The 19477-nt window shown below is 56.3% G+C and carries 17 protein-coding genes and 1 pseudogene; 10 read left to right on the top strand and 8 right to left on the bottom strand.

Annotation, left to right across the window (positions count from 1 at the left end):
- Positions 1 to 378: transposase (locus H6G62_RS22115; RefSeq protein ID WP_190499214.1), on the top strand; the 378-nt coding region annotated here is incomplete at its 5' end.
- Between the two features lie 74 nt (positions 379 to 452).
- On the opposite strand, the gene H6G62_RS22110 is transcribed toward H6G62_RS22115, so the two are convergent.
- A complete protein-coding gene (locus H6G62_RS22110; protein WP_190499213.1) occupies positions 453 to 752 on the bottom strand; it encodes a hypothetical protein in 300 nt (99 codons plus the stop codon).
- 387 nt (positions 753 to 1139) lie between these two features.
- Here H6G62_RS22110 and H6G62_RS22105 point away from each other — a divergent pair, with 387 nt between their 5' ends.
- Positions 1140 to 1478 carry a hypothetical protein gene (locus H6G62_RS22105; protein ID WP_190499211.1) on the top strand — a complete coding sequence of 113 codons (339 nt, stop codon included), beginning with the start codon at positions 1140 to 1142 and terminating at the stop codon, positions 1476 to 1478.
- A gap of 171 nt (positions 1479 to 1649) precedes the next feature.
- Positions 1650 to 3551, top strand: a complete 1902-nt coding sequence (gene glmS, locus H6G62_RS22100; protein ID WP_190499208.1) for a glutamine--fructose-6-phosphate transaminase (isomerizing) — start codon at positions 1650 to 1652, stop codon at positions 3549 to 3551.
- Between the two features lie 136 nt (positions 3552 to 3687).
- Here glmS and H6G62_RS22095 read toward each other — a convergent pair.
- Positions 3688 to 4406: pseudogene (locus H6G62_RS22095) on the bottom strand (IS1 family transposase).
- A gap of 103 nt (positions 4407 to 4509) precedes the next feature.
- A complete protein-coding gene (locus tag H6G62_RS22090; protein ID WP_190499206.1) occupies positions 4510 to 4719 on the bottom strand; it encodes a helix-turn-helix domain-containing protein in 210 nt (69 codons plus the stop codon).
- 300 nt (positions 4720 to 5019) lie between these two features.
- On the opposite strand from H6G62_RS22090, the gene H6G62_RS22085 reads away from it, so the two are divergent.
- On the top strand, positions 5020 to 5796 hold the full coding sequence (locus H6G62_RS22085; RefSeq protein WP_190499204.1) for a Uma2 family endonuclease: 777 nt from the start codon (positions 5020 to 5022) through the stop codon (positions 5794 to 5796).
- Between the two features lie 158 nt (positions 5797 to 5954).
- Here H6G62_RS22085 and H6G62_RS22080 read toward each other — a convergent pair whose 3' ends face one another.
- Positions 5955 to 9470 carry an AAA-like domain-containing protein gene (locus H6G62_RS22080; protein ID WP_190499202.1) on the bottom strand — a complete coding sequence of 1172 codons (3516 nt, stop codon included), beginning with the start codon at positions 9468 to 9470 and terminating at the stop codon, positions 5955 to 5957.
- A 342-nt stretch (positions 9471 to 9812) separates the two neighbouring features.
- Positions 9813 to 10472, bottom strand: coding sequence for a hypothetical protein (locus H6G62_RS22075; protein WP_190499200.1), 660 nt, complete (start codon positions 10470 to 10472; stop codon positions 9813 to 9815).
- 325 nt (positions 10473 to 10797) lie between these two features.
- Between H6G62_RS22075 and H6G62_RS22070 the strand changes: the two genes are divergently transcribed.
- The gene (locus H6G62_RS22070; protein ID WP_190499198.1) at positions 10798 to 12102 is read left to right on the top strand and encodes a TldD/PmbA family protein; all 1305 of its coding nucleotides are present in this window, start codon (positions 10798 to 10800) and stop codon (positions 12100 to 12102) included.
- Positions 12103 to 12355: 253 nt separating this feature from the next.
- On the top strand, positions 12356 to 13669 hold the full coding sequence (gene mgsA / locus H6G62_RS22065; protein WP_190499196.1) for a methylglyoxal synthase: 1314 nt from the start codon (positions 12356 to 12358) through the stop codon (positions 13667 to 13669).
- A 57-nt stretch (positions 13670 to 13726) separates the two neighbouring features.
- Here the strand turns inward: mgsA and H6G62_RS22060 are convergent, their stop codons facing one another.
- Together H6G62_RS22060 and H6G62_RS22055 are read right to left on the bottom strand one after the other, a co-directional pair.
- On the bottom strand, positions 13727 to 14431 hold the full coding sequence (locus tag H6G62_RS22060; RefSeq protein ID WP_190499194.1) for a methyltransferase domain-containing protein: 705 nt from the start codon (positions 14429 to 14431) through the stop codon (positions 13727 to 13729).
- Between the two features lie 11 nt (positions 14432 to 14442).
- The gene (locus H6G62_RS22055; protein ID WP_190499192.1) at positions 14443 to 14625 is read right to left on the bottom strand and encodes a hypothetical protein; all 183 of its coding nucleotides are present in this window, start codon (positions 14623 to 14625) and stop codon (positions 14443 to 14445) included.
- A gap of 348 nt (positions 14626 to 14973) precedes the next feature.
- On the opposite strand from H6G62_RS22055, the gene H6G62_RS22050 reads away from it, so the two are divergent.
- The 4 genes from H6G62_RS22050 (at position 14974) to H6G62_RS22035 (ending at position 19112) form a co-directional block, all read left to right on the top strand.
- The gene (locus H6G62_RS22050; RefSeq protein WP_190499190.1) at positions 14974 to 17502 is read left to right on the top strand and encodes a mannose-1-phosphate guanyltransferase; all 2529 of its coding nucleotides are present in this window, start codon (positions 14974 to 14976) and stop codon (positions 17500 to 17502) included.
- Between the two features lie 127 nt (positions 17503 to 17629).
- The gene (locus H6G62_RS22045; RefSeq protein WP_190499188.1) at positions 17630 to 18100 is read left to right on the top strand and encodes a single-stranded DNA-binding protein; all 471 of its coding nucleotides are present in this window, start codon (positions 17630 to 17632) and stop codon (positions 18098 to 18100) included.
- 183 nt (positions 18101 to 18283) lie between these two features.
- The gene (locus H6G62_RS28685; RefSeq protein WP_347239405.1) at positions 18284 to 18613 is read left to right on the top strand and encodes a hypothetical protein; all 330 of its coding nucleotides are present in this window, start codon (positions 18284 to 18286) and stop codon (positions 18611 to 18613) included.
- Positions 18600 to 19112 carry an isoprenylcysteine carboxylmethyltransferase family protein gene (locus tag H6G62_RS22035; protein WP_347239404.1) on the top strand — a complete coding sequence of 171 codons (513 nt, stop codon included), beginning with the start codon at positions 18600 to 18602 and terminating at the stop codon, positions 19110 to 19112. The genes H6G62_RS28685 and H6G62_RS22035 overlap by 14 nt, the downstream gene beginning before the upstream one ends.
- A 181-nt stretch (positions 19113 to 19293) precedes the next feature.
- On the opposite strand, the gene H6G62_RS22030 is transcribed toward H6G62_RS22035, so the two are convergent.
- Positions 19294 to 19477: hypothetical protein (locus tag H6G62_RS22030; RefSeq protein ID WP_190492888.1), on the bottom strand; the 184-nt coding region annotated here is incomplete at its 5' end.

Genomic DNA, 19477 nt, shown 5'->3' with positions numbered 1-19477 from the left:
AGTGTCCTCCATGGATTCTACGAAGAAGTGAAACAGGAATGGGTTAGAGAAGGTAGACGGATCGAAGACTTTGAGCAGGATGGCCCTAAGATTCTTATCATTTTAGACAATGCAAGTATTCATAAAAAGACAGAGATTCTAGAGAAGATAGCGAAGGAGATGCCCAACATTGTCTTAGAATTTCTGCCACCCTACAGTCCGGACTATAATTTAATCGAGTTAGTTTGGCACTCTGCAAAGGAATTCATTGCCAATCGTCTATTTGAGTCGATTGAGGATTTAGAAGCGCTTGTTCATAACCTATTGAACGAAGGGCAGCTTGTCATCAACTGGGATCGCAAGATCAAAAATAAAGGAAACACAGTTAATGCAATTTAAATGCATATCAGCTTAGTTGCCGTTGATATAATGTTGTCTTCTAAAGCGATTCGCCATGACTTAAGGCGCGTTTCCTAGCGGCGACTATAGAAAGACACCTCGATATCGGCGCACCAGCTTGCCGTGAGGTTTTCGTAGAGAAACACTCGCTCCACCTGGTAGTAAACCCCCTCACGAAACAGGCAATCGCCCACACGGGGGATGATGGGGTAGGTCGCAAACCACAGGGCATCCTTGGTGGGGGCATTGGGGTTTTGGCTGCGGGCCGCCAGATAAAACACCTGCACCTGATGACCCTTGCCGCCAAAGGGGGCTGGGGGCGGGAGCGGCGTAGGAGGCTTGCCACTTTTCTGGGACGATTTTCGTGGGGGCATGGAGTTTCCCCTGCCAGCGCATGGGCACAACAGAGGTTCTACCACAGCTTGTCTAGGATCGCATCCCGTCCCAGGTTAACCTAGCCGGGGCCGGATTTAGTATCGGCCTCTATTGCCACCAGTCCGACCCCGACCGCTCTGGCTTGGATTCCCGGCTTCTGGGGATTGTCCTGGCCCAGCCTCAACCAAGAGTTCACGCTGTCGTGGCGTAGATTCACCGCCTCAACACAATGGCCCCGGAAAAATTGTGTAAAACAGTATTAAGGCAAACACAATCAAGGCGGTCATGGCAAATCCGTCCGTGAGATTGCGGTGGCATGGGTTTTCCTAAAGCTTGCTTGCGTTGCCTGGTCGTTTGTTCTCGGTCGTTTTACCCAGGTCTTGCTTATGATGTCGTCCCTCTCAGCCTGCGCTTCCTCCACCCCCACCGATGCTGATTATGTGTTGGGCCAAACCGGGGACACCGTGGTTTACATCTTTCCCACGGGTCATGCGTTGATGAACCGAGATGCCGCGAATGTGGTTACCGCCCTAGTGAAGCATCAGCCTCAACCCGCCCAACCCGAACCCAGCCCAGCCCTGTCCTCCTCCGATGAGGCTGCACTCATCGACTCCCTGTTAGCCAAGGGCAAGCTAACGGTAGCCCAAACCCAGGTGGCCCGCTACGACCAATCGATCACGGGGATGTCTCTGACGGAAGCCCTCACCCTGCGGGGCTGGCTCTAGGGCTGGCAGTATCCAAGCTCTCAGGCCGTTTCGTTGAAGCCGCACAGAATGGGGATCAGCGTGTATCCTAGTCTGCATTCTGGCGGGTGCGCCCTGGGTGGCTATGGTTCTGATCCCCAAGGGCGCTACCCTAGGTACGTTAACTGAGCCTAGCGCTGCGGAGGAACGGCTATGTGTGGCATCGTCGGATATATCGGAACCCAGGCCGCCACCACCATTTTGATGGAGGGGCTGCGTAAGCTAGAGTATCGCGGCTACGATTCGGCGGGCATTGCCACGGTGTTTGAGGGCGAACTGCACTGTGTGCGGGCCAAGGGCAAGCTGCAAAATCTGCAAGACAAAATTGACGGCCTAGAGAATCCGGCCCGTTTGGGCATTGGCCACACCCGCTGGGCCACCCACGGCAAGCCCGAAGAATACAACGCCCACCCCCACCGCGACACCGAGGGCCGCATTGCCGTCGTCCAAAACGGCATTGTCGAAAACTACCGGGAACTGCGGGAAACCTTGAAGGCCGATGGGCACAAGTTTCTGTCGGATACCGATACCGAAGTGGTACCCCATCTGGTGTCCTCCCACTTGACCAAGATCGGCAAAACCGGGGACTTCCAGGGCCGATCCCCCCTACTGGAAGCGGTACGGCTGGCCTGTCAGGAATTGCAGGGGGCCTTTGCCCTGGCGATTGTGTCGGCGGATTTCCCTGATGAGCTGGTCGTCGTGCGGCAGCAGGCCCCGCTGGTGATTGGCTTTGGCCAAGGGGAATTTTTCTGCGCCAGCGATACCCCCGCCATCGTGCCCTACACTCGCGCCGTGCTGCCCCTAGAAAATGGCGAACTGGCCAGCCTCTCGCCCCTGGGGGTAGAGGTCTACAACTTCGCCGGAGACCGTCAGCGCAAGCACCCCATTACCCTGAACTGGAACCCAATCATGGTGGAAAAGCAGGGCTTCAAGCACTTCATGCTGAAGGAAATCTACGAGCAGCCCGGTGTGGTGCGTACCTGCCTAGAAACCTACATCGACAACGGGGCAAACGCCGATTCGGGCCGATCCCCGGTGCAGTTAGGCATTGGTAACGAGGTGCTGGATGGCCTGGATCATGTGCAGATTGTAGCCTGCGGTACCAGTTGGCACGCGGGCCTGGTGGGCAAATACCTGATCGAACACCTGGCAGAACTGCCCGTAATGGTGCAGTATGCCTCGGAATTTCGCTATTCCCCCACGCCGCTGATCCCCAACACCCTCACCATTGGCGTCACCCAATCCGGCGAAACCGCCGACACCCTAGCCGCATTGGAAATGGAGCAAGCCCGCCGCACCGCCCAGGGCGATCCCCGCTTTGCGCCCCGCATGGTGGGCATCACCAATCGGCCCGAAAGTTCCCTCTCGCGCCTGGTGCCCCACATCATCGACACCCACGCCGGAATTGAAATCGGCGTCGCCGCCACCAAAACCTTCACTGCCCAGGTGATGGCCTTCTACTTCCTGGCCCTAGATTTGGCCTACCGCCGCAAAACCCTCTCCCCCCAGCGGATTGAGGAAATCATCGCTCAACTTCACCAGCTTCCGGCCTATATTGAGCAAGTGCTCGAAAGCCAGGAGCGCTACATCGAAGACCTCGCCCACGACTTTAACGACACCCAGGACTTTATCTTTTTGGGCCGAGGGGTGAACTTCCCCATTGCCCTAGAAGGTGCCCTCAAACTCAAGGAAATCAGCTACATCCACGCCGAGGGCTACCCCGCTGGCGAAATGAAGCACGGCCCCATCGCCCTGCTCGATGCCAAGGTGCCCGTGGTGGCCATCGCCATGCCGGGGAGCGTCTACGACAAGGTGCTCTCCAACGCCCAGGAAGCCAAGGCCCGCGATGCCCAACTAATCGGTGTGGTACCCATGGATGACACCGATGCCGCCGACACCTTCGACAAACTGCTGCCCGTGCCCCCGGTGGATGAACTGCTCTCCCCCATCGTGGCGGTGATTCCGTTGCAACTACTGGCCTACCACATCGCGGCCCGTCGCGGTTTGGATGTGGATCAACCCCGCAACCTCGCCAAGAGCGTGACAGTGGAATAGGGCTAAATCATCAGAACCCCGGTTTCTTGAAGCATATCGGGGTTCTAGCCTTTACAAAGCACACAGGGTAGGTAGTGCCTATTACCCAACGGTTAGTCTACGAGTGGTGGTGGGTATCATAAGCACAGTGGTAGTCCTAAAGCTGTAAGGACGCATTGTGGTGATGGATAAAGTACCAGATCGCGCCAATGTGATTTTCGAGCTTCTTAGAAAACGATAGGGTCTTGCGAACGAGGCGTGAGACCCGTTGACGTAGGGTGCCGTTGAACCGCTCAATCCGATTCGTTTGGCCACTGTCTTTGCCAACGGCTCGGTGTCGCTGGCTCGGAATAACGGTTTTATAGGCTTCCCAGAAATCGGTGTAACAGACGGCACACTGACGGTAGACGGGGGGCAAGGAGTCCCACAGGGCCTCGGCTCCGGCACGGCTCCGGTCTCCGATAGGAACCCCGACGATTTCTCTCGTCTCACGGTTAATCGCGAGCCAAATCCATGGCTTGTTGCCCTTGTGTCCGACCAACGACCACGCTTCATCACACTCCAGGGTCAATCGTTTTGTTGAGCACTCACGGTCACTTGGCGCTCAACTTGGGCCTACTTGGCATTCACATAGCCCTGCAACCAGACCTCTGAAACATCCACCACACGGGCAATCCCCGCCAACGGAATCTTTTCCAACAACAGCTTATCGATGAGACGTTTCGTGTCCACCCCAATCCGCTTCTGTTGCGGGTCTTTGACGAATTGACGACCGCAGTCGGTGCATTTGTGGTTTTGCTTGCCATTGTGGATTTTGCCATTCTTGACAACGTTGACGGAATCACAGGTCGGGCAACGGAGGGTTCGAGCCGACATCGGTAAGTTTCTATCACAATACAGATCGACTGTATCGTGATAGGGCGGAGCTTCGCATCCTCTGATCGTCGTAAACTAGCTTGGCATCCTGATTCCTTAGGGACTACCGACGATACAACGACAGCCAGCGGCTTATCGTCGCAGGACTGCGCCCCAACCGCTCACCTATCTCCTGCCGATACCGGATTTGCTTCGTCTTAATCCACCACAGCATCTGCAACCGCTCTTTGCGGAACCCCGTTTTCGCCTGCTTCAGGCTTTTCTCCAGAAAGGTTTCGCTTTCAGCCACCTCAATCACGAAGGGACGGGCCATCCTCTCTACCCTCTCGAACGTCATCCCCTATTATGCTCAACTTCATGTCGGATTGGTATTACCACTTGGGTCCACTTCACAAAGTAGCCCTGCTGCGCCACCAAGCGCTCCAGATTGGGCAGGCGACCTAGAGGCGGCAACATGTAGTGAATACTTGGCTTACAGGGGCCAGCGGTGTTAAACCATTTGGGCATGGAGGCTCTAATGCGGCTATCCCCTGAAGTATATCAACTTGGCCATGACCCCCATGACATAATGGAACCACCGAATGGAATCACTGAAATCTTGAGGGACTGTGCCATGCAACCTCCTTTGACAGAGCCTGGGGTTGACCCAGAACTGCGGTTGCCTACCTCAGAAGAACTCCCCTGCTCTGACGACACCCCTGTGGATAACGAATACCAAAATACGATCCCCAACTGGTTATTAGCCGTACTGGAGCAGATTTGGGGACATCGCCAGGACTGGTTTTTTGGGGTAGACATGGGCCTTTATGATCGCGAAGCCCAGCGAAACCGTTCTCCCGCCATCATCCCCGACGGATTTCTGAGTGTGGGGGTTCAACGTCACAAACGGGCAGGTAAAGGGCGTTTGAGCTATGTGCTCCAGGAAGAAAATGGGGTCGTTCCCCTGTTGGCCTTGGAATTTGTGTCCAAAACCTATGGCCAGGAATATGACCAGAAAATGACGATCTATGCCAACTTGGGGGTGAAATACTACGTCATTTACAACCCCGAATACAGCCGCAGAAACCGACACCAGCCCTTTGAGGTGTATCAACTCGTCAACGATACCTATCAACTTCAGGGTGAAGAACCGTTCTGGATACCTGAAATCGAATTAGGGATTGGCCGTGTTCAGGGAGAATTGGGCGGCATCTTTCAGGAATGGTTGACCTGGCATGATGCCGCAGGCAAGCCCTATCCCTTGCCCCAGGAATTGATTCAAAACCTAAAATCTGAGTTAGCTCAGGCACGCCAGCGGGCTGAACAGATGGAACAGATCCTTGAGCAGGAACGGGTTGAAAAACTGCGACTAATGGAACGGCTACGACAGTTAGAGGGGAGGGATAATTGACATTCCCACGGCTAAAGCCACACGGCGCTCTGGTTGACTGTCAAAAGATCCTGCGTCGGACGCGGAAACCGCGCCCCTACAGGATTTTGATAATGTAGGGGTCAGGTCTCTTGACCCTTTGACGGATCTGGGTTCTCGTAAGCTTTGTCAGTTCAACGTTACCGCTGGAATCGTTGGCAAAGGGTGTTATCGCCCTCACCGATGTTTCCCTTTGTCCGTAGATAATCGGAGAGCCAGTTGCAGGCGAAGGTGACTTCATCCGAGTTAGTAATGGGGTCGATATTCCAGAGCGAAAAGGTTTTGTCAAAGGATCCGGACAGCAGTTGTTGCCCATCGGGGCTAAAGGCAATCCCGCGAATTTCGCCTTGATGGCCAATCAGGGTGCTAGCTTGGGTACCGTCTGTGCGCCACAGATCGATCTGCCAGGTGTTTAGATCGTTGTTTCGGGAGGTGACGGCTAGCAGAGTGCTGTCTGGGCTAAAGGCAATGGCTCCCATTAGCCCCCCTGCCGTTTGGGACGTGGCAATGGTGCGAACAACTTGGCCACTGGGTCGCCGCAGTTGAACCGTGCTAGCGCCAGCGGTGGCCAACCATTGGCCATCGGGGCTAAAGGCTAGAGCGGCCAGGGTGCCCTCATGATCAATGTCGTGGATCAGGGCACCATCCAGACTCCAGATCCTGAGAGGGTTTTGGGTACCTGCAACGGCTAAGGTTTGACCATCAGGGCTAAAGGCTAACTGGATGATGGGGGCTTGCCGAGTTTCGATGGTCTGTCGCAGGCGACCATCCCGGTGCCAGATCTTCACGACACCATCCAGGCTACCCGTGGCAATGGTTTGGCCATCGACACTGATATCAACGGTGTAGATGGCATCGTTATGCCCCGACAGGGTATGTAACAGCGACCCATCGAGGCCCCAAACTTTAGCGGTATTGTCGGATCCACTAGAAACCAGGTACGTGTCATCGGGACTAACGGCTACTGCCCAGGCTTCCCCTTGATGGGCACCTAGGGTGTTGAGGAGATGCCCCTGCCGATTCCAGAGTTGCACCGCCCCGTTCAGACCCACGGAAGCGAACCGATCCCCGCTGGCACTAAAGGCCACATGGGTGATGGAATCTTCAGCCCCATAAATGGTTCGCCTCAGCGGGTTTATCCGCCAAAGGCGAACGGTTTGGTCCCAACTGGCCGTGGCAATGGTCTGGCTATCCGGGCTGATGGACACACCCCACACTGTGCCTTCATGACCCCTCAGGGTTTTCAGCAAGATTCCTTCCCGACTCCAAACCTTAGCCGTCTGATCAACACTGGTCGAGACGAAAAACGACCCATCCGGACTGAAAGCTGATCCCCATATCGCCGCCTGATGCCCCGTTAGCGTTTTCACCGGGCGACCATCCCGCTGCCATAGACGCACGGTTTTATCTTGGCCAGTGGTCACAATGGTCTGGCCATCCGGACTAAACACCACCGACCAAACGGGGCCAACATGGCCCGCCAAGGTAGCGTAGAGGCGGCCATCGCGATCCCAGAGTTTAGCGGTGCCGTCGATCCCGGCAGAGGCAATCAACTGTTGATCGGGGCTGATAGCAGCTCCATACAGGGGGGCGGCATGGCCCGCAAAGGATTGGATCAGATTGCCGTCTCGCGACCAAAGTTTCACCGTGCCATCCTGGCTGGCACTGACCAGCAGATCTCCCTTGGCATCAAAGGCGACAAACCAGACCGTCGCCCGGTGTCCCTCTAGGGTTCTCAGCTTTTCCCCAGTAGCCGACCAGAGTTCAACGGTGCCGCCAGCGGTGGCCAGGGCAATGATATGACCATCGGGACTGTAGCTTGTCCCATAGGCAACATAGTCTCTGGCGGAAACGGTTTTCAGCAGGGTGCCATCCCGCTGCCAAAAGCGCAGGGTGTTATCGCCATCCACAGAAACTAGGGTTTGACCATCGGGACTAAACTTCACATCGTGGACGTTGTTGCCGTGGCCAGCGAATCGGTTCATTTCACTGGCCCCAAAGATGCCCTGCCGTAGCACCCAATCCACCTGATCCTGCAAAGGCTGGCGAGAGACATGGGCAGGTAATTGCTGAAGTCGCTGTTGTGCCCGAAGGGCCGATAGCAGAGCGTCTAGACTTTGGTCCGAAGTCAATAGGGCATGGGCCGAAGCCGTCAGGGATCGTACGGTTTCTTCCTGGGCCTGTTGTCCATTGCGTAGGGCCAATTGGTACTGTCTCAGGGCGGTCAGACCCAACCCGGTCATGGCGAACAAGGCCAGGGCCAGGGTTAGGGAGAGGTAACGTTGAAACACCCAAGCCCGCCGTTCCTGGTGGAGACGCGCCTGTTCCTCCTTGGCCTTAGCCAGTTCCAGTTGTTGCTGTGTGGCCTGATATTCGGCGGTTTCGCTGGCGCTGAGAAAGCGATAATCGACCGCACTGAGGTTTCTGTGGTGTGACCACTGCTTGGCGTCCTGCAACGCCTGCCCTCGCAAGAGCCGCGAGCTATCGGTGCCGTCCGAGGCTAACCATGCCCCTAAGGCTTGGGAATAGGGCCGCAGGTTTTGCAGATGTGTGTTCAGCCAGCCCTGGTCGAACACCGCCCGATAGATCCGATTTTTGGTGGTCAGGTGTCCATCTCGCTTGCAGACCAGTCCGGCCAAGAGCAGTTCCGTTTGCTCCTGACTACCGTCGAGGGGAATTCCCCCCTGCTCTAAAATATGCTGATACAACCCCAGCAACCGAGGGATACGCATCTCATCCATCAGCAGGCGATTGCGGATGGTACGCAGGTGTTCGGGATGATCCTGGGATTCCCAGTGTTGCAGAATATGGGTTTGCACCAGGTCGTCAATCCAGGCCCGTTCGGTGCCGGGGGGCAGGCGAAGCTGGGCCTCCTGGGCCTCCTGACTTTTTTGGGTCACCAACTGGCAGAGCTTTTGGGTGAGAAAGGGCTGTCCCCCCGTCCAATCCCAAATCGCCTTGAGCACCGCCTCCGGGTTAGAGACCTGCCGCTGAAAGCCCGCCATCAGGGGATAGGCTTCCTCTAGCTGGAAGTCTTGCAGGTCAATGGCGCGACCGATGTTGAAGGGGGTGCGCTTGCGGTCTCGAATCAAATCCGACGGCGTGGCCACCCCAAATAAGGCCCAGGTTAATTGAGTTTTGTTGGCCTGGTTTTGGCGGTCTTCATGGCAGGCACGAATGAAGGCAAAAAAGTCATTCACCGGGAAATCGAGGCTGAGCAGGCTGTCGATTTCATCCACCAAAATAAACAGCCGGGTGCTAGATAAATGCTCCAGAATCTCATCAATCAACAGTTGCAATTGCTGCACCGGGGGCAGGGTTTCCCAGCGCTGCCAGTGGTCTTTGATGTTAATTTTGCCCAACAGCCCCAACCCCCGCAGCATCTCCAGCATGACGCCGCGATACCACTGTTGATGGGTCACTTCCTCGCTGCCGAGCTGGGTCATATCTAAATAGATATAGCGGTACCCCAGATCCGCTAACCGCCGCTGAATCTGCGACCGCAGACTCGATTTGCCCATCTGGCGGGCATTGAACACGTAGCAAAATTCCCCCGCCAGCAGGGCATCGTAGAGATCCTGGTCGGCTTGGCGGGTCACATAGATGCTGGCCTGGGAGGATAGGCTACCCCCAACCTGGTAAATCGGCTGATTCATAACCATGGCTACTCAAACCGTTTACCAGAGATGTCATCGATATAGGCAAGCCCCCAACAGGCACACGTCATGATTAAATGATTTTGCTTCAACGATAAAAATATCCCAGTTTTGAGTTTCTATCCAAGTTAGCCGTAGTATATCAGACTAATCTGACCGACAAATCACACCAACCTAATCGACCTTAGCATTCCACTATCTTTACCTTCCTCCAAGTCAGCGGATGTTGTCGTAGTGCAGGTCTAAATTTATCCTAAAAACAGATTCTTTACGAGAATATCATCCATGTTCCCTTCCCCTCCAGGGAGACTGCACCATTTTTCGACCTCCCAAGATCCTTGTCTACTCATCGGTCAATAATTGCTGTTGCTTTGAAAAGCGCTGAATTCGGCCTTTAATGTCATCCAGGATCGTCTTCACTTCTTGAGTGTCGCTGGGTAGGAGATGGTTAGATAGGATTTCTAACAGGTTCTCAATATCCACCGAATAGTTCAACAAGAGGAGTAGAATATCGTTTTCGTAAATACTGGCTCGGCTAAATTGTCCCTGGCGATAAAGCGACGGTAGAGCATAGCATTTCAGCAGCAGTAGCCCTTCCACTGTGGCACACCGAATGACGCGAGTGCCGAATGATCTATCTATCGAAAACTTTTCTAAAACGTCTTTGAATAGATCATTTTGGGTCAACAAGATGTCAATCTGTAATTGGTCAAGTAGACCACGGATAAAATTCTTATTTTCATCATAGATGACCACTTCGGGCAAAGCATCCAAATCTGAGCGAGCCAGGATTAAATCAATGTCTTGGGTATTGCGGCCTTCCACGTAGCTTAGTAGAGCCACTCCCCCAACCAGTAAGTAATTGATTTTTCGGTCAGCTAAGGCATCAAACAGTACTTCAATCGTTTGAAAAAAGGTGTCTTGTTCAGGCATGGTTATGGACCAGTTTTTTACATCAAACAAGATACCGTTGCGAATGATTTCCCCAATGGCCGCTGTCATACCCTTCCCTCTATGCCTTCGTCCTGCTAGAACCTATGGGTCATTATCCCTTTGCGGTTGCCCTCAATTCCACCCTTCAGGTCAGCGCTACAGCAGCCGACGATGTCCTTAGCCCTGCGAATCCTAAGCCAAGCCAAGCCGTTGCTCTCTCCATGCTAACTCGCCCAGCCCAGGGTCGATGTCATCCACCCAATCGCCGTGGATCCCTGATTATGGTTAGGTCTGCATCGTTGGTTGTCAATTTAGAGACTAGGGGCCAGCTTTCCAGGGGTGCCACAATCCAGGAAGATGAGAAAGCATTGTTCTACCTTGGATAGCCCCTCCTATGGTTGCTGGCCTCACGGATGATTCCCTTGCCGAAAAGCTGCTTGACCTAGCCCTAAAATCGGGGGCGGAGGCGGCGGAGGTGCTGCAATCGCGTTCCCAGTCGCGCCCGGTGTTTTTTGAGGCCAATCGCCTCAAGCAGTTGGAGAGTTCAGCGGCGTTGGGCACGGCCCTGCGGTTGTGGGTGAACGGTCGGCCCGGTTTGGCGGTGGCCTACGGCCCAGTGGATCCGCAGCCGATTGTAGACAAGGCCATGGCCATCAGTGCCCTCAACGACCCAGAACCCATCGATCTCACCACGGGCACCCGCCAGCGCTACCCCGACCTGGGCCAAACCGTACCCGTCGATCAACTCATCGCCTGGGGCCAAGAGGTGATCGACCACATCCGCGCCGCCTACCCAGAGGTGATCTGCGGCGTGGAAATGGAGTGCGACATCGAAACCACCCGCATCCTCAACAGCCAGGGGCTGGACTGCTCCTACGGCGATACCACCCTTAGCGGCTATGCCTCCGCCGAATGGGTGCGGGGGGATGATTTTCTCAGCGTCAGCGATGGCCAAACCCGCCGCGATAGTTTGGATGTGGCTAGCTTGGTGGAACAGCTCATCCAGCGTTTGCGGTGGGCCGAAGCCTCCGCCTCGGTGAACTCTGGGCGGCTCCCCGTGATCTTTACCGCTAAGGCCGCCGATATGCTGTGGGGTACCCTGCAAGCGGCCCTCAGCGGCAAACGGGTGATCGAGCGATCTTCCCCCTGGAGCGATGGCCTAGGACAGGGAATGATCTCCCCCGCCATCACCCTCTACCAAGACCCGGAGGCTGGCCCCTTTAGCTGCCCCTTCGACGACGAGGGCACCCCCACCCAACGGCTGGTGTTCATTGATAAAGGCGTGCTGACCCTGTTCTATTGTGATCGCAAGGTGGGTCAACAACTGGGCGGACACTCCACGGGCAACGGCTTTCGTCCCGGCCTGGGCAGCTACCCCACCCCCAGCCTCTACAACACGTTAATTGCCCCCGGTTCGCGATCCTTTGAAGAACTTTTGGCCAGCGTGGAACACGGCATTTTGGTGGATCAAATCCTCGGCGGCGGGGCGGGTATTTCCGGCGATTTCTCGGTCAACATCGACCTGGGGTACCACATCCACCGGGGCAAAATTGTCGGGCGCGTGAAGGACACCATGGTGGCCGGAAACGTCTACGGTGCCCTCAAGGAAAACCTAGAACTCGGCAACGACGCCGACTGGAACGGAGCCTGCTACACCCCCTCGGTGCTGGTGGATGGCCTCTCGGTGACCAGCGGTTAGGCCAAGGTTAGAGGCATTGGACTAAGCTTAGAAACACGGTATAGCTAGGTCTACTAGCTATAGATCTATGAAATTGCTGGGATTTCCTCAATGGCTGGGAACGGTGTCCATGGTCTAGGCTCCAAGAAGCTAGCTAATCATCAGAATAGAGTGAGGGCTGTTTAGAACGTTCCCACCATGCCCATCGCAGGGCATTGGCTCATTTCCTTCTGCCCCCTTTGCCCTGTCCCCTCTCCCCTGGCTTCCCCCAACCATGCCCACTCAAATTGCCCTGATTGCCCACGATGGCAAAAAAGACGACATGGTGGCCTTTGGCCAGCGATTTAAGGCGATTTTGTCCCGCTACCACCTGATCGCCACGGGCACCACGGGCGGACGGCTACAGCAGCAGGCGGGCCTATCGGTGGAATGTCTGTTGTCTGGCCCCCTCGGCGGCGATGCTCAGATTTCCGCACGGGTGGCGGTGGGGGAAGTGGCGGCGGTCATTTTTTTGATTGACCCCCTCTATGCCCAGCCCCACGAGCCAGATATTCGCGCCCTGCTGCGAGTTTGTGAGGTGCATAACGTACCCCTGGCCACCAACCTGGCCACAGCGGAGCCTGTGATCAAGCACCTCGGTAAGGCCCGCATTGCCCATTTAATCTTTAACCCCGTATCGGGGCAGGGCAACCCCGATAACGACCTGGCCCTGATTAAGCGCCTGCTAGAACCCCAGGTGCAGGTGAACGTCATTGTGACCAGTCCCGACGTTTCTCCCGCCGACCAAACCCGTGAAGCCTTGACCCAAAACCCGGATTTGGTAATTGCCTCCGGCGGCGATGGCACCGTCTCCGAGGTGGCGGGGGTGGTCTTGGAAACCGGGATTCCTCTGGGCATTATTCCACGGGGCACCGCCAATGCTTTTGCCGCCGCCCTAGGGATTCCCAGTGCCATTCAAGGGGCCTGTGGCACCATTTTGGCGGGCAATACTCGCACTGTAGACATGGCCCGCTGCAACGGCAGACCGATGATTTTGCTGGCGGGCATTGGGTTTGAGGCGGATTACGTGAACCGAGCCAACCGTGAGATGAAAAACCGATTTGGGGTGCTGGCCTACATTTTGGCCGGGGTGCAGCAGATCAACGAAGCCGACACCTTTGAAGCCACCCTCGAACTGGAGGGGGCTGAACACAGTGAAGACAAGATCCTCAAGGGTAGCTTCAGTACCTCCGCCATCACCATTGCCAACGCCGCCCCCGCCACCTCTGTCTTAGCCCAGGGCTTTGGGGAAGTCCGCTACGCCGATGGTCTATTGGATATCACCATCAGCACCGTCAAAACTCGAATGCAGGCGATTACCGCCCTCACCAGCCTGTTTGCCTCGGCCCTGGTTAGCAACCCCACCAACCGCGAAGACATCATCTGCCTGCGCGGGTCGCGGGTAAAAATCACCACGGACAAACCCCGCCATGTAGTGGTCGATGGCGAAATCATCGGTACCACCCCCGTCGAAGTGGAATGTATTCCCCAAGGGTTGACCGTCCTCACGCCCCTGGCCAAGGAACAGAGCTGGTGGCCCTCGATTTAGGGGGTAGCCGATCAAGTAGGGTGGGGCGCTGCGGAGAAAGTTGGTATCGGCAGTCCGTCACCCATCCCACTTCACCTTGAACAGGCGGAATAGTTCATAGTCGCGATGGGAAACCACCCGTCCCCCCACGGATTTCACTAGGGCAGGCCATTGGTCGAGGGCATCAAGTTGCACTTCGGCCCCTAGGTAGGTTTCTAAAATGGCCCAGCTTTCCGCTAGGGGCGCTTCGGGGTTGAGGGCATCGAACAAAAAGTGCCCCCCCGGTTTGAGAACTTTTTTCACCTGTTGCAGCACCGTTTCCCAGTAGTCGGCGGGGTAGTAGCAGCTTACCCCCGTGGCAATCACCAGGTCGAAAAAGTGGGGTTCGTAGTGGTCTTGCAGGCGGTGGGCGGGGGCTTGCTTCATGCCCTTGAACAGCTTGGAATTGAGCTGTGGCCCCCTGGCGGTAACGGCCTTGCAGGCAAACTCGCTGATGTCCTGGCCGTGGAAGAGGGCATCCCAGTCGCGCCAGGGGTAGACCAAAAAGCTAATGCCGCAGCCCAGGTCGAGGCAGTGATCCTTTTTGTGGGGTTTGATCGACTCCCAAAAGGGCGTGGAAATGCGCGGCGTTAACCGTCCGGCTACCCAGTCTTTGAACAGGGGCATTTCTTCGATTTCCTGGGGCAAATCAAAGGGCTGACCCGAAAATTCTTGGTTGTAGCGTTGGGCAACGGCCTGGAGGGCGGCCCCCCAGGGGGAGGGATCGGCGGTGGGTAGGGTCATTCGCGTTCGCCCTAACCCTTGAGGGCGCGGTTGAAGTTCTCGCGGTAGGACTTGCTGGAGGCCAACAACAGTGGCCACAGAACGGTCAATTTCACCTTGCCCTCACTGAAGTTGGTGCGTTTAAATCCGGCCCAAAACTTCCAAGCGCCGCCGCCATAGATGCTGACCAATAGTAATACCAGTAGTGTTGGCATAGGTTGTCCTCCTTACCTTGGGGTATTCCCCTTTCCCTATAAAATACCGATATTAGCGGGTTTCTGGGGGTGAGGATATCAGGACAGGGCCAAGGCTTGGCAAAAGGCCATCTCAGCCCAGGGACTCAGCCCTAGGATAGAGATGCGAGGGACGGCTCTCCCGTAAGCTATCCAGGGGGACGGCGGGTTTAGTTCAGAGGTTCTGGTCTGACCAGTCCCCAGCCTTAAGGATACTCCCAGCGATGGGTAATGTCCTTGGTTTAACCAAGGTTCCCACCTCTAGGGGGGTATGCTCCTAGGGCATGGTGACGAACCCAGACGATTGTTTAGCCGCAGGAAGGAGACAAGATGCGAGCAGTGTTAATGGCTGGCGGTTCCGGGACGCGATTGCGCCCACTCACCTGCGATCTGCCAAAGCCGATGGTACCGATCCTGAATCGCCCCATTGCTGAGCACATCGTTAACCTGCTGAAGCGCAACGGCATCCACGAGGTGATCGCCACCCTGCACTATCTGCCCGATGTCATGCGCGACTACTTCCAGGACGGGCGCGACTTTGGGGTGCAGATGACCTACGCCGTGGAGGAGGATCAGCCCCTCGGCACAGCGGGCTGTGTGAAAAATATTGCCGATTTGTTGGACGACACCTTTTTGGTGATCAGCGGCGACAGCGTTACAGATTTTGACCTGCAAGCGGCGATTCGCTTCCACCGGGAAAAGGGATCCAAGGCCACCCTGGTGCTGACCCGTGTGCCCAACCCGATTGAGTTTGGGGTGGTGATTACCGACGCCGAGGGCCAGATCCAGCGCTTCCTAGAAAAACCCTCCACCAGCGAAATTTTTTCCGACACCGTCAACACCGGGACGTACATCCTGGAACCGGAGGTACTGGACTACCTGCCCGCTAACCAAGAGTCGGACTTCTCCAAGGATCTCTTCCCCCTGCTGTTAGAAAAGGGCGAACCGATCTATGGCTATGTGGCCGATGGCTACTGGTGTGATGTGGGCCACCTGGAAGCCTACCGGGAGGCCCAATACGATGCCCTGCACCGCAAGGTCGTGGTCAATTATGCCTACCCGGAGACAGAATCGGGGATATGGGTGGGCGACAATACTTATATCGACCCCACCGCCGAACTGCATCCCCCGGTCATGATTGGCAACAACTGCCGGATTGGGGCGCGGACAGTGCTAGAACCCGGAACGGTAATCGGCGACAACGTCACCATCGGCAACGATGCGGATCTGAAGCGTCCGATCATCTGGAACGGGGCCATCATCGGGGATGAAGTTCACCTGCGGGCCTGTAGCATTGCGCGGGGAGCCAGGGTAGATCGGCGTTCCCACGTCCTAGAGGGGGCGGTGATTGGGCCGCTCTCCACCGTCGGCGAAGAGGCCCAGATCAGCCCTGGGGTGCGGGTTTGGCCAAGTAAGCAAATTGAATCAGGGGCCATCTTGAACATCAATTTGATTTGGGGCAACACGGCACAGCGCAATTTGTTTGGTCAGCGGGGTGTCTCCGGGCTGGCCAACATCGACATCACGCCGGAATTTGCCGTCAAACTGGGAGCCGCCTACGGTTCCACCCTCAAGCCCGGTTCCCACGTCACCGTCTCGCGGGATCAGCGCACTATTTCCCGCATGGTGTCTCGCTCGCTGATCGCGGGGCTGATGTCCGTGGGAGTGAACATCCAAAACCTAGAGGCCACCGCCATCCCCGTGGCCCGTAGCGTGATTGCCCAAATGCCTGTGGTAGGGGGCATCCATGTGCGGCTACACCCCATCCGCCCCGACCATGTGCTGATTGAGTTCTTCGACGAGCACGGCATCGACATCGCCAAGGGTAAGGAAAAGAAAATCGAAGGAGCTTACTTTAAGGAAGACCTACGCCGTTCCGCCATCGACGAAATTGGCACCGTCACCACTCCGGCCCAAACCGTTTCCACCTACACGACGGCCTTTGAGAAACACCTCAATGTGGAGGCGGTGCTCAGCAGTCAGGCCAAGGTGGTGATTGATTACGTTTATGCTGTTTCCGGGGCGGTGCTGCCACAAATTTTGGGCAAGTTCGGCTGCGATGCCGTGGTACTCAACGCCAGCCTGCGTCAGTCGCCCCTCTCCCCCGACGACCGGGAGGTGATGCTGGGCCAACTGGGCCAGGTGGTGCGGGCACTCCGGGCCACCTTTGGGGCACAGGTCTCCGCCAACGGTGAGCAGCTTATCCTTGTCGATGAAATGGGGAGCCAAATTCGCGGCGAAACCCTAACCGCCCTGATGGCCCACATGATGCTGACCTGCCATCCCAAGGGCACCATCGTGGTTCCGGTGCAAGCCTCCGGGGCGGTGGAACACATTGCCCGTCGCCACGGTGGCCAGGTGATTCGCACCAAGGCCAACCCCACGGCCCTGATGCAAGCCTGCCAGGAAAACCCCAATGTCGTCCTCGGCGGTAGCGGCGACATGGGCTTTATTTTCCCCGAACTGCACCCCGGCTTCGATGCCATGTTCTGCATCGCCAAGCTAATTGAAATGCTCAGCCTGCAAGACCATTCCCTCGGCCAAATTTGGTCAGACCTGCCCCGCATCACCCATCGCACCCAAACCCTGCGCTGCCCCTGGACGGTGAAGGGTGCCCTGATGCGCTACCTGGTAGAGGAAACGCCCCAGGAACACCTAGAACTCATTGACGGGGTTAAAATCTTAGGAGACAACCCCGACGACTGGGTGCTGGTGCTGCCCGATGCCGGGGAACCCCTCGTCCATCTGTTTGGCAACAGCCAAAACCGAGACTGGCTCGATGCCACCATGGACAAGTACCATAACCAGGTGCAACAGTTTATTGACCAAGCCCAGGGGATGCCCTCCCAGGCACTCTAAGCCGGGGTGTCCGTGGCCCCAAGCCCGTCTGGGTCTTTATCTGGTCAACGAACGGGTCAGACCACTGGGTCAGCCAACTGGTTAGCCAAATGGGCCACTTAATCCGGGTATCTAAGGAGATCAGCCGATGAACAACTGTATGCTTTTGGCGGAAATCGTCCAAGCCCCCCAACTCCGCTACACCTCAGATAACCAGCTTCCCGTGGCCGAGTTTGTCGTGCAGTTTCCGGGCCTGCGGGAGGGCGATCCGGTCTCCCAAATGAAGGTGGTGGGCTGGGGCAATCTGGCCCAAGAAATCCAGGAAAACTACCAGGTAGGGCAGCGCGTCCTCCTGGAAGGTCGCCTGGGCATGAACACCGTTGAACGGCCCGAAGGCTACAAAGAAAAACAGGCGGAACTCACCGTCCAGCGCATCTACAACGCCGGAACCTTCGCCACCATGCCCATGGCCGCCCCCACCCCCCTCACGGCCAACGCCCCCGCCGCTACATCCGCCGCCCCCCGTCCTGCGGTAGCCACCCCTCGCCCTGCTGCCCCACCCCCCAGCCCCGCCGCCGATTCCGATCCCGGTATTAATTACGACGAAATTCCCTTTTAACAATGTCCCCTCAGCCCACCCTGACGGGAAGCAAGCTACACCCCCATCCCTTCTCCCACGGGGAGAGGGGGACTAGAACCACATCCTTGGATGGGTAACGATGGTGCAAGCGCTTTCTCAACCCCTCACCTTTGACTACTTTCTAGAGATGACTATGGCCGCAAGCTGCTCGACTACGAAGCCATGGGCATTCCTGAATATTGGATTGTGGGTTTTCGTGCCCTCGGAGCCCAACGGTTCATTGGTTCTCCCAAGCAGCCCGCCCTTTCGGTGTATCGGTTAGTGGAAGGCGAATATCAGTCCAACCGTTCCGTGGTGCCGACAGAATCGCCTCTGTGGCCTTTCCCCAATGAGATCTATCCGCAGAAACCATCTTCCAAGCGGGGTTGCCAACGGCTCCACAACACGAAGCATGATCTCATCCTTGCTACTCCCCTGAGTCAGATTGATCTCATCCTTTTCTATAATTGGGGGGTATTGCCCATCGGGGATTGGTGCCGTGGACTTGTTTAAGCAATGGGGTTTTACCGCCGAAAGTTGGAAGGGCCAGCGCGGAGAATATTGGGTGCTGGCCCAAATGGTGCTGTTGGCCGCATTTGGGGTTGTTCCTCGCTACCAGCCCGTTGATCTGGCGGGGTTGCCCCTTGCGGTACGCTATGGGGTGATGGGGCTGGCCGGGGCCATCGGTCTGTTTGCCCTAGTCTTGCTGGGCAAGGGCTTGATAGATCTAGGCCAAAACCTCACCCCCCTGCCCTACCCCCGCGAAGATGGGGAATTGGTGCAGACAGGAGTTTACGGTTGGGTACGCCACAGTCTGTATAGCGGACTCATTTTGGGTACCTTAGCCCTCAGCCTGTGGCAGTTTAGCCTCAGTCATTTGGGTCTGTGTCTTACCCTGTTTGCCGTGCTTAATGTCAAAGCCACCAAAGAAGAAGGATGGCTGCAAGAGCGCTATCCCCACTACAACGACTACCAACAGCGGGTTAAAAAGCTCATTCCCTGGATATTTTAGGTATTCTGTAAGTCACCTATGTCACCAACCTGGCTGATTGGAAAAAGTAGCTGATGGACTCAACAGTCACTTAATAAGTCATCCCATCGCTAGTCGTAGAGGCTAGGGCCGACAAGACCTTCCTTAACCCAGAAATTGGTGACCGATATAGTGGTTACCCAGCTGACTGCCTGACACATCTTTATGCCGCCTCCCAGGGGGGCAATTGACATCGTATGGACTGGATCCTAGAGAACCAGATGCGGTCATAGTACTGGTCTTCGGCGTTTTTAGAGGCAAAGCAGGGTTCAGGGTCAACGGTGAGCAGGGGGATGGGTTGGAGCAACGGACGCCCTTTGTTGACGGCACCCTTGAGCCAGCGGAGG

It is taken from the genome of Phormidium sp. FACHB-1136 (assembly GCF_014697375.1).
Taxonomy (GTDB): Bacteria; Cyanobacteriota; Cyanobacteriia; order Phormidesmidales; family Phormidesmidaceae; genus Nodosilinea.
The sequence above is the reverse complement of the archived record's forward strand: the minus strand, read 5'-3'. Positions and strand labels throughout refer to the sequence as shown.

What these genes read in the sequence shown, in the direction of transcription:
- H6G62_RS22090 (WP_190499206.1), bottom strand. Translation starts at nt 4,719, where the DNA reads ATGGCCCGTCCCTTCGTGATTGAGGTGGCTGAAAGCGAAACCTTTCTG.
- H6G62_RS22070 (WP_190499198.1), top strand. Translation starts at nt 10,798, where the DNA reads ATGGTTGCTGGCCTCACGGATGATTCCCTTGCCGAAAAGCTGCTTGAC.
- mgsA (WP_190499196.1), top strand. Translation starts at nt 12,356, where the DNA reads ATGCCCACTCAAATTGCCCTGATTGCCCACGATGGCAAAAAAGACGAC.
- H6G62_RS22110 (WP_190499213.1), bottom strand. Translation starts at nt 752, where the DNA reads ATGCCCCCACGAAAATCGTCCCAGAAAAGTGGCAAGCCTCCTACGCCG.
- H6G62_RS22085 (WP_190499204.1), top strand. Translation starts at nt 5,020, where the DNA reads ATGCAACCTCCTTTGACAGAGCCTGGGGTTGACCCAGAACTGCGGTTG.
- H6G62_RS22055 (WP_190499192.1), bottom strand. Translation starts at nt 14,625, where the DNA reads ATGCCAACACTACTGGTATTACTATTGGTCAGCATCTATGGCGGCGGC.
- H6G62_RS22105 (WP_190499211.1), top strand. Translation starts at nt 1,140, where the DNA reads ATGATGTCGTCCCTCTCAGCCTGCGCTTCCTCCACCCCCACCGATGCT.
- H6G62_RS28685 (WP_347239405.1), top strand. Translation starts at nt 18,284, where the DNA reads ATGGGCATTCCTGAATATTGGATTGTGGGTTTTCGTGCCCTCGGAGCC.
- H6G62_RS22050 (WP_190499190.1), top strand. Translation starts at nt 14,974, where the DNA reads ATGCGAGCAGTGTTAATGGCTGGCGGTTCCGGGACGCGATTGCGCCCA.
- H6G62_RS22075 (WP_190499200.1), bottom strand. Translation starts at nt 10,472, where the DNA reads ATGACAGCGGCCATTGGGGAAATCATTCGCAACGGTATCTTGTTTGAT.
- H6G62_RS22045 (WP_190499188.1), top strand. Translation starts at nt 17,630, where the DNA reads ATGAACAACTGTATGCTTTTGGCGGAAATCGTCCAAGCCCCCCAACTC.
- H6G62_RS22060 (WP_190499194.1), bottom strand. Translation starts at nt 14,431, where the DNA reads ATGACCCTACCCACCGCCGATCCCTCCCCCTGGGGGGCCGCCCTCCAG.
- H6G62_RS22080 (WP_190499202.1), bottom strand. Translation starts at nt 9,470, where the DNA reads ATGAATCAGCCGATTTACCAGGTTGGGGGTAGCCTATCCTCCCAGGCC.
- glmS (WP_190499208.1), top strand. Translation starts at nt 1,650, where the DNA reads ATGTGTGGCATCGTCGGATATATCGGAACCCAGGCCGCCACCACCATT.